This window comes from Pseudoalteromonas sp. 20-92, assembly GCF_030847595.1.
Lineage (GTDB): Bacteria > Pseudomonadota > Gammaproteobacteria > Enterobacterales > Alteromonadaceae > Pseudoalteromonas > Pseudoalteromonas fuliginea.
Map to the genome: position 1 here is coordinate 1 of NZ_JANJGQ010000013.1, position 13,362 is coordinate 13,362.

Sequence of the window (13,362 nt, forward strand, 5' to 3'; positions counted from 1 at the left end):
AAACAGCGCCGATGATAGTGTAGCATTTGCTATGTGAAAGTAGGACATTACCAGGCTTCAAATTAAAGAAACCCGTTACAGCAATGTGACGGGTTTTTTACTGTTTGGGATTTAACAAATAGCCAAGAGCTCATGCCGAACTCAGTAGTGAAACAAAACAGCTCGAAGGCGAGCCCCGGCCAACGATAGTGTAGCATTTGCTATGTGAAAGTAGGACATTACCAGGCTTCAAATTGTAGAAAGCCCGATTCGAAGGAGTCGGGCTTTTTTACGTCTGCAGAAAAGTAAAATGTGCGCAATTAACACACACTTACACAACACCTAGCACGTAGGTCGGGCGAGCGCAGCGACTCCCGACGCTGAAATTACAACAAAACCTCTTAATATCTCAGTCGGCTAATACAGCAGCATTTGCACTGTGACTCTCCACCGCTGTGGGCACTACGACATCCTACTGCGTAGCGCACCGACCTCAAATTGTAGAGAGCCCGATTCGAAAGAGCCGGGCTTTTTTACGTCTGCAGAAAAGTGAAAGTAGAACAATTAATGTACACTCATCCAACACCCATCATGTAGATCGGGCAAGCGTAGCGACTCCCGACGCTTAAAATATAATGAAAACACAATAAAACTCCTCAATATCTCAGATCTATAAAATAATAAAAACATATTCTCAATATCCCTTTTTTTAAAATACGTTTTTCTAACTTTAGAATAATACCTTTATTTATCGACTCTGATTAGTTATTGCTCTAATCTCAATTTATGATCTGTTCAATTAAGTAGTTTATAAAATGTGACAGAGCTCGTTTAAATAAAATTAGAATAATAAGGGTTTAATAATGAGTGAAATTGATAATCATCCACATGGTGTTTTTTGTTGGTCAGAACTTTGTACGCACGATTGGAAAGACGGTAAGGCGTTTTATACATCATTATTTGATTGGGGACATGACGATCAACCTATTGGAGAGAACATATACTACACCATGCTACAAAAGCAAGCTGAGGATATCGCTGCAATGTACGAAATGCCTAAAGAGCAAATTAGTGCAGGGATCCCAAGTCATTGGCTGGCTTACATTGCCGTCGATAATGTTGATGATTGTGCGCTAAAAGCTAAAGAACTAGGTGCTGAAGTTATCGCCGGCCCTCATGATGTTATGAATGCAGGTCGCATGCTTATGCTAAAAGATCCAGTAGGTGCCACTGTTGCACTATGGCAAGGCAATGAGCATAAAGGTTGTAAGCGTTTAGGTGAATTAAATACGCCTTATTGGCATGAGTTAGCAACAAGAGATAGTAGAGTAAGTAGAGACTTTTACTGTGCTTTACTAGGCTGGGAAAGCGAAATAAAGCCTATGGAAGGGATGGACTACATTTTATTTTTAGTCGATGGACAACCAATTGCCGGTATGCTTGAAATGACAAGTGAATGGCCTGATGATACCCCTGCTCATTGGATGATTTATTTTGCAGTAGAGAGTTGCGATGTAATTGTTAGTAAAGCCGCTAACTTAGGCGGGCAAGTATGTGTTCCTGCAACAGACATCCCCGATGTTGGTCGCTTTAGTGTTATATGCGACCCTCAAGGTGCTGTATTTTCTGTGATCGAATCTGTTATGGGTGACGTTTAAATAGTTACATTAGCTTTAGCGTTAATTTACTCGCTAGTTTGTTATAATACTCGCCAATTAAATCGTCAGAAAGTGCAGAGAACGCAATGGAATTTGAACAAGATAGCAATTTAACCCTCCCTTTATTTCTATTAGATGAATCATTAAGTGATAGAGATTTAGAGCAGCCTGATTTTGAAATATCAATTGGACTTGATGATGAGTTACTTGCTCAAATTTGCCAAAATCCAAGTGAAGATAGCAGTGTAGGTATTACCATTGATAGTTATGAATTACTTATTACTGCCCCTTTGTATTTAAACATATTGAGCCAAGAACATGATGCGCAAATAACATTAACGCATGGGCCTCTTTTAAGTGTTGTTTTGAATACTGAAGGTCAAAAGACATTCGTTTCTCCTCAAATGGATATGATGCCCACCTTCGATTTAGGTGACGAGGACTAATGAAAAAAATAATAATAAGCATATTCGTACTAATTATTCTCAGTGGTTGTGCTTACTTAGGTAATGCACACTACGATGATTTATTTGGGTCTGAGCAAGCGCAAGAGCGTATTGTTCCGCATTCTACCTTAGCTGGCGCTGATTTTTTACAAAACGTAAAACCAGTACTCGATACCCGCTGCGTCGTTTGCCATGGTTGTTATGACGCACCTTGCCAGCTTAAGCTTTCATCTCCAGAAGGTATTGACCGAGGGCTGAGTAAAGAACTGGTTTATGATGGAACTCGATTATTAGCAACGACTCCAAGTCGCTTATTATTTGATGCAACTAATACTCAGCAATGGCGAGAAAAAAACTTTACCCCAGTACTTAATGAACGTGCGCAAACTGAAGAAGCAAATTTAGCCGGAAGTGTTTTATTTAATAGCTTGGTGTTAAAGCAAAGCCATGAACTACCAACAAATGAAGTACTAGATGATGAATTCGACTTTTCTTTAAATCGCGCTCAAACCTGCGCAACCATGGGAGAGTTTGACCGATTAGCAGATGAGCAGCCTCATGGCGGCATGCCTTATGGTTTGCCTGGTGTATCACGGGATGAATTCAATCATTTACAGCAATGGCTCAAAACGGGTGGTAAAATGTCGCATATTGCGCCGCCAAGTAAATTCGAGCAAAATAAAATAAAGGGTTGGGAAGCATTTTTAAACCAAGATAGTTTAAAGTATCAGCTATCTGCTCGTTACATTTATGAGCATTGGTTTTTAGCTCATATTTATTTTACGCCTAAAAATCCACAGAGCTTTTTTAAATTAGTCCGTTCAAGCACACCTCCGGGTGAAAAAATAAAGCTAATAAATACGCGCCGCCCATATGATGACCCTAAAGTTAGCCGCGTTTATTATCGTTTTATGCAAGAGCGTACAACAATACTTTCCAAGACGCATTTACCACTTGAGCTTAATGAAGCTAAGTTACTGCGTTTGTATGAGCAATTTATTGCGCCAGATTATACCGTTGCGCAAATGCCAAGTTATAAGGCTGAGTCTGCATCTAATCCATTTAAAACATTTGAAGTAATCCCTATTAATTCTAAATATCAATTTATGCTTGATGAAGCAGAGCTGATCATCATGGGGTTTATTAAAGGACCTGTGTGTCGTGGTCAAATTGCCTTGAATGTAATTAATGACCACTTTTGGGTTGCATTCGCTGATCCAGCTAAAGTGGCCACGCCAGCTGTTGGTCAAATGCTGATGCGCCACGAAGAAGCATTAGAGCTACCAGCTGCTGAGGAAAGTAACGCATTACCAATTTCTAACTGGGTAAAATATTCAGCACTAGAGCAAAAATATTTACGAGCTAAAGTTGATCTGGCTAATGATCTGTTTAAGGGGGGGGAGCATCTAACAACTGATTTATTGTGGAAAGGCGACGGGCATAATAAAAATGCGGCACTGACTATTTTTCGTCATTTTGACAGTGCGACTGTTGTAAAAGGTTTTATTGGACAAGAGCCAAAAACAACGTGGGTACTTGATTATGCTTTGTTTGAGCGTATTCATTACTTACTGGTCGCTGGTTTTGATGTGTACGGTAATATAGGCCATCAATTAGTGACGCGTTTGTATATGGACTTTTTACGTTTAGAGGGAGAGCAAAACTTTTTAGCTTTATTACCTGAAAATAAACGCAATCAAATTAAAAAATACTGGTACCGAAAATCACCGCCAAGCTTAGCTAAGTTTTTTAAAAATAATCGCGAATTTAGTCAACCCAGTGGTATTGAGTATAAAACGGATGATCCTCAACACGAGCTTTATGAGTTAATGAAAGAAGCGTTAGCACCTGTGTTAAATGAGCAATATGATTATACTCAAGTGCCTAAAGATCTAAGTGTAATTAACTCTATGCCAGCAAAAGCTGTTAACTTATTACCGCAATTATCTTTTGTATTAGTTAAGCAAACTGATGATAGCCATAAGGCGTACACGATTATCCATCATAATGCGCACTACAATATATCTAGTTTATTAAACGAAGATGGGCAACGTGCTTATGATGAAGATACCGCAACGATTGTTCCTGGCTTTATAGGTGATTATCCAGCAGCTATTTGGTATTTAAATAACGATCAGCAAGTAAATGCTTTTGTCGAGCAATTGCCTATGATGCAAATAGAAGCTGATTATAGAACACTAAAATCTAAGTTTGGTATCCGACGGACTCATCCACAATTTTGGCAATACAGTGATATTTTGCACGACACGGCTAAAAAATATCGTGGTGTTGAATATGGAATGTTTGATTATAACCGTTTAGAAAACAGATAATTAATCTAAACTCTGGTTAAAATATTTACTAACATATTGAACCTAAATAATATTTAAGTGGATTTGTCTCTAGCCAGAGATTTTCAGTGAAAACAAGGCGAGTTATGCGTCAATAGCTCGACTATTGCAAGTAAATTCAACGTAGTTAGCGTTGAAAATAATTGTTTGGGATAGATTTATTATCCAGAGTTCAGAGCAATTAGATAGCTTCATTTTAGTAGCCCTGCTTTTAAGCTGGGCTTTTTTATTTTATGAGTGTTATATAATACCAATCCACAAAGATAGCTGCGGACGCTTGTTAAGCGTCCTTTATTTTCAATGCTTTAAATGACGAAAACTCACTTGCTAAGTACTTTTGAAATACGTTAATTTATGATTTTAATATTCACATAGGAAGTTAGTGTGCAGTCTATTGTGCAATCAATTCAATTTCAGCAATTCAGTGGCTCTTTACAAGGCCAAGGTCAAAGCAGCTACTGCATCCACAACTTACACTGGCACGTTAACGAAGGTGAGCATTGGTTGCTTCTAGGTGGCAATGGCGCAGGTAAATCAGCATTAACGGCGGCGTTAGTTGGTGAGGCTAAGCATGAAAATGGTCAAAGATTGTGTACGTTTAAAAAGCTACTGCTTGTTTCATCTGATGCGCAAAAACAGCTATTGAATAAAGAGCTAGAAGAAGAAAAAAATAGCCTAGTAAAAGAGCTTATTATAGATAAAAATTATAATATCGATTTACGTAAGCAGCTTATAAAGCTATTTAAGTTTGATGAATTATTAACTCGACATTTTAGAAAACTTTCAACGGGTGAAACGCGAAAATTTTTATTAATTAAAGCACTTAGCTCAAATGCTGACTTAGTCGTGCTTGACGAGCCATTTGATGGACTCGACGTACAATCGTGCCAGCAACTTAATAAAATACTTATAGAGCTTAGCCAAACAATTACTTTTGTTTTTGTACTAAACCGCCTAGACGAAATCCCTTCATTCATTACTCACTATGGCTATGTAAACCAAGGTTGCTTGTTACATACTTTGGCAAAGCCAGACAGTGAGCAATTGAGTGATTTACTAAAACTACTTCATTTAGAACATACCTCATTGGATGTGCCATCTCCGGATACCGAACAAGAGCAAAAGGCATTCACCGGTAATGCCTTAGTTAAATTGAGTAATGCTAAAGTTAGTTATAGTGATGTAAGTATATTCAAAAATCTCAATTGGACTATAAAAAAGCATCAGCATTGGCAGCTTAGTGGAGCGAACGGTTCAGGCAAAACATGCCTATTAAATTTAATAACAGGTGATAACCCACAGTGTTATAACAATGACATTGAAGTGTTCGGTTTTAAACGCGGAACCGGGGAGAGTATTTGGGATATAAAACAGCATATTGGTTTTATATCTAACGCGCTACATATGGATTACCGCGTAAGTATATCGGCTTTAAATACTGTTATTTCAGGATTTTACGACAGCATAGGTTTATATCAAAAACCGAGCGACGCACAAATTAATATTGCTCAACAGTGGCTGGCATTTATTGGTTTAAGTGATAAACAAAATACCTCATTCACCCAGCTATCGTACGGCGATCAGCGTATATTATTAATTGTGCGGGCTATGGTAAAACATCCAACGTTACTTATTTTAGATGAACCTTGCTTGGGCTTAGATGAAGCAAACAGGCAGCGTGTACTGCTACTAATAGAGAAAATTTGTGCTGCCAATACAAGTACTGTGATTTATGTAAATCATCATGCGGCAGACAAAATTAAAGGAATAGAGAATTACTTAAAAATGGAAGACTTTCATTAAAAGCTTAGAGAAAGGTTGAGCGAGAATTCACTCAACCCATTTTTATTTTAAAGACGAATAACGCTAAAGCCTTTATCTCGAAGCTGTTTAAGTAACCCGTGTTTTTCAGGTAAATGCAAAGCGCCTACAGCAATAAATAGCTGCTCGTTTGCTAAACGCGGTGTGAGTTGTTTAACCCAATTATTATTGCGGTTAGTTAGCATTACTTGCTCGCTAATTTCACCGTAATTACTGTCATCAAAACTCATGTTGTAGTAATCGGTTAGTGTGTCCATGTCACCGCTTTTCCATGCATTAACTAACTTGATAAAGTAAGTATTAATATCGGCTAGTTGCTCAAAGGTTTCTTCAATCATTTCATTGCTTAATAGCGCCATACCATCAAACATTTGTAGTTGTTGCTCTAGAGTTTCAAGCTCACCAATTTTAATATTATGCTCTTTAGCATAACTAAGCACTTGCTTGTCTATGCCGGTTTTATCTGAATAACCTGCATTTTGAAATTCAATTTGCATCATAGTCACCATAACAGCCCAAGGCTTTAAGCCATTAAACATAGCAATATCAATCGACTTTTTAGCAAAGTAATCTTTTAGCTTGGTATAATTTTGCTTTGAAAGCTCAGTTTGCAATGTTTTACCGTCACTTAGCATCATAAATGGCATTGAACGCTGTTGCATTTCAAGTGGAGTAAGTTTGTTTATATCAACTTCAACAATGACTTCTTTGCTTGCGCTAATCGCATCGGTTACATTTTTAGGTAAGCCTTTCATGCTGGCATCACCAACGTGTACGGTGCCAAATAAGTAAGAGCTAACGCCATTTTTTTCTATTTTATATAAGGCCGGAGCTGCATAGCTGTTAAGGCTAAATATTATAAGTAATGCCACAATAAAAAAGTGGCTAATACGGGTAAGAGCATTCATGGTTTGTCCTTAAAATCTCGAAGGTTAGTAGTGTAAATACTAACCTAAATTTACTTCAGAGGTAACGTTAATATAAACGTTAACGTATTGCTTTCGGTATTACTGGCCGTGATAGTAAAGCCATTTAAGCTACATAAGCTCTGTACAATTGATAATCCTAAACCATGGCGCTGGTTATTAGTTCTAGATGAATCTAGCTGATAGAGCGGGTCAAAAATAGCAGTGAGCTGTTCACTACTTAGTGGTTTATTTATTTTGTTACTAACAGAGATAGTCATGTTTGTGCTGTTATTTACGGCAGTTAATTTAATTGGTGCCTCAGGGAGTCCATAAAATAGTGCGTTATCGATTAAGTTACATAAAATGGTATTTAAACTAAATTCGTCAGCATTAAGTGTAATCTCGTCACTTATTTCGTTATTTAAACGCGTTTTAATACTTGGATGCTTAAAGGTCAGCTCATCAATAATTTGATTTACTAAGTTATTTAGAATGATATTTTGTGCATCCAATTGCATTGTACTGCTACTTGAGCGCTGCAATAATAAGAGGTTGCTAACAATCGTTTTCATACGCTGTGAAATATTAAGTACATCACTGGTATAGGTGTCGCTAATGCGTTTATCGTCAGGGTAGCGAATAGCCACCTCTGAGAGGCTTATGAGTTCAGCTATTGGGGTTTTAAGCTCGTGTGCAATGTCGCTTGTTAGGCGTTTTTCATTACTATAGAGTTGCTGATTAACGGTAATAAACTTATTTAGCTCGTTACGTATAGGTTCTATTTCTTCTACTTTAAAGTCGCTTTCTATTGTTTGCGCAACACCGGTAATATCGAGTAACTTAATTTGGTCGTTTAAATTGTGTAGAGGGTGCAGGCCTTTATTTACAATACGTGTCACTAAATAGCGCACACCAAACACACCAAGCACACAGGTTAAAATAAAGACTACATCAATAATAATCAGTACTTTATTAAGTTCGGAGGTGGGCGCTGCGATTGCAAGCGTCATGGTATTAAAAACAGCAGAGTGAGTGGGATTTCTATCATCTTTTTGGGCTACAAAGTGACTTATAAGTGCGCGGCCATCACGCCCGTTAGGAAGCTCGTAATCTATAATTTTAGATTCGTTTATCGGCATTTCTAAAAAAGGCAGGTTAGCATTTTCATAAAGCGCTAATGAGTCCGAGCGCTCAAACACATCACGGCCATGCCATAACTGGTAAAACTCCGTGGCATCGGCTGCTTCATACTCCGACATAAACTCACCAGCAAAATCAAATTCAACCACGTTGTTGTCATCTTCAACTAAGGTTTTTAAGTAGTTAGCTTTGTTAGTTAAAGACTGATTGAACTGATCTTCCACCCAAGTATCAACACTTAAATCAACGGTTAAAAATATGGTGAATAAAATAACCGAGATCACAGCGCTAATATTATTAACGAGTTTACGTTTTATTGAGTGACTTTTATTTTGTTGTTGCGACATAACCAAATCCACGTTTGTTTTTTATCGGGAGCTCGCCATCAAACTGTCTTACTTTTTTACGTATGGTTGAGATGTGTGCTTCAAGCGCATTTTTAGAGAGCATATCAAACTGACCTACCACGGCTTCACTTATAAGCTCGAGCCCTAATACTCGCTCTGGAGCGTTAAATAAGCATTCTATTATTTTGTATTCATTACGCGTGAGCTCAATGGCATGTTGCTTGTAATGAAGAGTTTTAAGTGACAGATCTAATACGCAATCACCTACGGTAAGGGTATTTTGTTGGTTTTGCAGTGAACCGCGACGAAGTAATGCAAGGACGCGAGCATGGAGTTCTTCAAACGAAAATGGCTTAGTTAAATAATCGTCAGCGCCTTTCATAAGGCCGCTAATTTTATCTTGAGGCTCACTTCGTGCCGATAAAATTAGCACACGGCTTTGGCTATTGCTGCTGCGCAGTGCTTGTAAAATACTCATGCCATCAACGCTCGGTAGCATTAAATCAAGTACGAGGAGGTCGTAGTTTCCACTCAGTGCCATACTCAACCCTTCTGAGCCATCACCTGTTTCATCTACGGTAAAACCAAGGTTGCTAAGGCCAACTTGCAAGCTGCGTCTTAGTGCTTCAGAGTCTTCAATAACGAGGATTTTCATGTTTACTCGGTTTATAAAAATAGCCTTGTTACTTTAACAAGGCTTTATTATCAAGTCACTTGGTTAATGATACCAACCATTTGTGTAGGCTAAATTACCTAAGTTCGCGTGGGCTAGGGCTTTTTTAACTAATTGCTCATCGTTTTCACATGGCACAAGCTGGTTATTGCTATACGTATAGGTGGTTGCTGGTTTTTGTGGTTGTAACACCACCACTTTATTATCGTGCATGTAGGCAAAGTTTTTGTCGTATTGCATCATTGCGCGTTGTTTGTTGTCGCTAATTGGCTTTGATAAATCATGGCCTATCATAGGGTGCTTACCACTTGCGCCAATTAAAGACAGTAGAGTCACAGGAATATCGATCTGGCTGGCTAGTTGGCTATCTCGTTTTTGAGTAATACCTTTACCAAAAATAACGGCCGGAATTTTAAAGTGATCAACCGGTACTAAACTTGCCCCAGATACGCGTGAGTCGTGATCGGCAATAACTATAAACACGGTATCGTCCCAGTAGCTCGATTTTTTAGCTTTTTCGATAAAGGTGCCTAGTGCGTAATCGGCATACTTGGCAGCATTATTACGAGTTTGTTTTTGTTTATCGTACAGCGTTATTTTATCGTCAGGAAAGTCATACGGGCTATGATTAGAGCTTGAAAATATAAGGCTAAAAAAGGGTTTGTTTTGATTTTTAAGCTTAGTAAGTTCTATATTGGCTTGGTCGTACAAGTCTTCGTCTGATGCGCCCCACGAGCCATTAAAGTCTATTTTTTTAAAGTTATTTGTATCTACGATACTTTTAAAACCGTTGCCTAAAAAGAAGCTGCGCATGTTATCAAAATGGCTTTCGCCACCATAAATGAACTGCGTGTTGTAATTTTGCTTCGCTAAAAAATCAGCAATGGTAAAAAAGTCGCGTTGTGATTTATCAAGCTTAACAACCGCACGCGAAGGCGTTGGTGTAAACCCTGTAATTACCGCCTCAATTCCACGCACTGAACGTGTACCCGTGGCGTATAAATTATCAAATCCCCAGCCTTGTTTATAAAGGGCGTCTATATTAGGTGTAAGTGGTAAACCGCCAAGCGTGCCTACATAACGAGCACCTAAACTTTCTTGTAAAATAATGACTAGATTTTTGGGTTTACCTATATTACTTGCGCCATGAAACGTTTTTGTAGGGGCGGTTACATCACTAAATGTGCCTTGCGTGTTTTGCATGTTACTACGCACAATACTAAGCAATTCATCGGTAGGCATTTTGCCATAATAGTCTTGGCTTGATTGCTCATTAGAAAGTTGCTTAACTGCAAACGCGACGCTATAAAGTGAGTTAAGGGTTAAGTCGTTAAGTAAGTGATCAGTAGAAAACGAGACCATGGCGGGGTTAAGTGGTCTGTGCCCTAATGAGTTGCGGGCGCCCAAAATAGTTAAGCATACTAAAACGAGCGCTAAAATTGATTGATTTAAGCCTGTTAGTGATGACTTGCTTTGCCATTGATTGCTAAATACTTTACTTGCAAATTTACAGCTTAAAATAAGTGCTATAACAGCAATAAATACTTCTAACTTATAGCCTGAAAAAATCATTTTTGAGACTTCTTTAGGATAAATTAAATATTCTATAAATAAGCGGTTTGGGCGTAAATCGTACTCGTTTATAAACGTAGGCGTAATCACTTCAAAAAAAACAAGTAAAGCAGACATTCCCACTAAATAAATTTTAATGAGGCCGCGTACTTTATTTTGCCAACCTACGCTTTGCATCATTAAGGTAAGTAGTAATGCGGGCACAATAATGTAGCTTAGAGTGGCTATATCAACTCTTAAACCACCTATAAATATAGACAACCACGCATGCGATCCAAATACACGCTCCACTTGCCATACACTTAAACCAAAGCGAGCAAGTGTTAAAAAGCTAAGTGCTAAAACAGCAAATACAACAAAAATCCATACAGGGCCAAGTGCATTTTGTATTTTAGGTATAAAAGTTAGCTTTATGCCCATAACACAGCCCACCAAATAAGAGCGGCAATTAGCATAGCTATAAACACGCTTGCAGAGGCTATATCTTTAGCTAGCCCCGAAAGCTCATGGTATTCACTGCCAATTCTATCAACTACAACCTCAACTGCTGTATTTACCAGCTCAGCAAACAATACAAAAAGCAGGCTGGCTATAAGCAGTAATTTATCCTTTAGTGCAATTTCTTGTAGCCACACAAACACACCGAGTAACGAAAACAGTGCTAGCTCTTGTTGGAACGCCGCTTCAAATCGACTCATCCATTTTAAGCCGTTAAAAGAATGGCTTAAGGTAAAAATAAGGCGCATTAAGCCTTGGCGTTTTATAACGGTTTTATTACTCATAGTTTTATTTCGCTTGGTGTTGTTTGGCAGCTAGCAAGTAAATCAAGTGATGCCTGATACGTTTTGCTTTTAATGCCAATTAAATTTAAAAGGGTGTGAAAAATATTGTTGTGTGAGCGTGCAGCAGTGGTGTCTAAATTAGCCAAGCAGGTATTGGTAATGCGCTGATTATGCTCATCAGCCCACATATAAAGAGGAACATGCGTTTGTGTGCTAGGTGCAAAGCTATACGGAAAACCATGTAAATAAGCCCCACCTTCGCCAAGTGATTCGCCATGATCGGAGACATATAAAAACTGTTTATCTATGTTGTTTGGCAGTGCTTTTAATTGCTCAATTACCTGGGCGTTAACAAAGTCGCTGTACGCAATTGTGTTGTCGTAGGTATTAACTAATTCATCGAGTGAGCAGTTTTGAATGTCGCTTCTGTCGCACGTGGGCGTAAATTGCTTAAATTTTTCTGGGTAGCGTTTAAAGTAGGTTGGCCCGTGTGAGCCCATCATATGTAGGACAATAACGGTGTTAGCTTGGCTTAAATTAGCGAGTTTGCGTTTAAGTGGAGCAAGGAGTGCTTCATCAAAACAATATTTCCCATCGCAAAGCGCTGATGGGGTGGTTGGGATATCAATATTAACAACACGGGTGCATACGTTTTTACAGCCACTGTTGTTATCAACCCACAGTACGTCGCTGCCAGCTTGTTGTGCTAAGTCAACCAGGTTTTGTTGGTTGTCGGCTGCTAATCGATCAAAGTTATTTTGTGTTTGCAGTGAAAACATACACGGCACAGACACTGCAGTAGCGGTGCCACAAGACGCCACATTATTAAAATACGTTACATTATGCTTTTGTGTATAAGGGTTGGTGTTGCGCTTATAACCTTGATAAGCAAAGTTTTCTGCTCGTGCGGTTTCGCCAACAACCATAACTGTTACGCTGGTGGTGTTAGGCGCAATAAGAGTGGGTGTTGCATCTATATTTTTAAATTCCATATTGGTATACAGCAGCTGATCGCGCATATATTTATAACTGCTAGAGAGGTATTGAAAGGGAATAATTTCTTTTTTCAAAATGCGGTTATTGCGGCCTGTGGCTGCGTAGTCGGCGTAAAAGTTTACGACCACTAAAGCAATTAATGAGCAGCACGCTACAATAAGTTTTATACGACTAATCGCTTCTTGGTGAGGGCGGGTAAAATGTATTTTTACTTTGCTTAATATAAAAACAGGTAGCGCACAAAACAGTAGTAGAAAGCCTATGAGCTGCGGATTTAAATAGCTCAGCGCTTCACTTGAGTCTGTTTCGAACGTGTTTTGAATCATCGAATAGTCAAACACGACGCCGTAATTTAATGAGCCGTAAAGCACGGCACTCGAAATTATCAGTAAAAGGTAGTTAATTGGTTTTAGTAACCACCTAACCGACACTATCGAAAAGAAAATAATTAAAAGGCATAACAAAAGTAGCGGGACTGAAAGTAAAAATAGCCATGAAAAAGATGCAAGAGAGGTTATGGCGCTAAACGAACCTTGAATAAAAGGAATGTTTATAACTAAACAGTAATAACAGGCAATCATCACTACAAAGGCATTTGCACTACAGTGAATGTAAAACCGCTTACTACGATTTGGCTTTTTTTGTACTGGTGTTTGAATAGTTATGTTCATATTTAGGCTCGTTTAAAA

At 38.5% G+C, this 13,362-nt stretch carries 10 protein-coding genes; 4 read left to right on the forward strand and 6 right to left on the reverse strand.

The features are described from left to right. The first annotated feature begins 842 nt into the window (after nucleotides 1-842). The 4 genes from NRL14_RS12235 (at nucleotide 843) to NRL14_RS12250 (ending at nucleotide 6,237) form a co-directional block, all read left to right on the forward strand. Complete coding sequence (locus tag NRL14_RS12235; protein WP_149605649.1) at nucleotides 843-1,637, forward strand: VOC family protein; 795 nt, start codon at nucleotides 843-845, stop codon at nucleotides 1,635-1,637. 86 nt (nucleotides 1,638-1,723) lie between these two features. Continuing rightward, entirely contained in the window at nucleotides 1,724-2,083 is a 360-nt protein-coding gene (locus tag NRL14_RS12240; protein WP_149613945.1) for a hypothetical protein, read from the forward strand. Further along, a complete protein-coding gene (locus NRL14_RS12245; protein ID WP_306724767.1) occupies nucleotides 2,083-4,416 on the forward strand; it encodes a fatty acid cis/trans isomerase in 2,334 nt (777 codons plus the stop codon). The genes NRL14_RS12240 and NRL14_RS12245 overlap by 1 nt, the downstream gene beginning before the upstream one ends. A 414-nt stretch (nucleotides 4,417-4,830) precedes the next feature. Next, nucleotides 4,831-6,237: an ATP-binding cassette domain-containing protein gene (locus NRL14_RS12250; protein ID WP_306724802.1), complete on the forward strand. Its 1,407-nt coding sequence runs from the start codon at nucleotides 4,831-4,833 to the stop codon at nucleotides 6,235-6,237. A gap of 47 nt (nucleotides 6,238-6,284) precedes the next feature. Here NRL14_RS12250 and NRL14_RS12255 read toward each other — a convergent pair whose 3' ends face one another. The 6 genes from NRL14_RS12255 to NRL14_RS12280 form a co-directional block, all read right to left on the reverse strand. Further along, nucleotides 6,285-7,163 carry a TraB/GumN family protein gene (locus tag NRL14_RS12255; protein WP_306724768.1) on the reverse strand — a complete coding sequence of 293 codons (879 nt, stop codon included), beginning with the start codon at nucleotides 7,161-7,163 and terminating at the stop codon, nucleotides 6,285-6,287. Between the two features lie 50 nt (nucleotides 7,164-7,213). Then, nucleotides 7,214-8,650: a HAMP domain-containing sensor histidine kinase gene (locus tag NRL14_RS12260; protein ID WP_149605652.1), complete on the reverse strand. Its 1,437-nt coding sequence runs from the start codon at nucleotides 8,648-8,650 to the stop codon at nucleotides 7,214-7,216. Continuing rightward, nucleotides 8,631-9,305: a response regulator transcription factor gene (locus NRL14_RS12265; RefSeq protein WP_024591423.1), complete on the reverse strand. Its 675-nt coding sequence runs from the start codon at nucleotides 9,303-9,305 to the stop codon at nucleotides 8,631-8,633. Before NRL14_RS12265 ends, NRL14_RS12260 begins: the two co-directional genes overlap by 20 nt. A gap of 63 nt (nucleotides 9,306-9,368) precedes the next feature. Beyond that, entirely contained in the window at nucleotides 9,369-11,315 is a 1,947-nt protein-coding gene (locus tag NRL14_RS12270) for an LTA synthase family protein (protein WP_149613942.1), read from the reverse strand. After that, nucleotides 11,306-11,677 carry a diacylglycerol kinase gene (locus tag NRL14_RS12275; protein ID WP_007377290.1) on the reverse strand — a complete coding sequence of 124 codons (372 nt, stop codon included), beginning with the start codon at nucleotides 11,675-11,677 and terminating at the stop codon, nucleotides 11,306-11,308. Before NRL14_RS12275 ends, NRL14_RS12270 begins: the two co-directional genes overlap by 10 nt. Next, nucleotides 11,674-13,344 carry a phosphoethanolamine transferase gene (locus NRL14_RS12280; protein WP_149613941.1) on the reverse strand — a complete coding sequence of 557 codons (1,671 nt, stop codon included), beginning with the start codon at nucleotides 13,342-13,344 and terminating at the stop codon, nucleotides 11,674-11,676. Before NRL14_RS12280 ends, NRL14_RS12275 begins: the two co-directional genes overlap by 4 nt. Nucleotides 13,345-13,362: the final 18 nt, after the last annotated feature.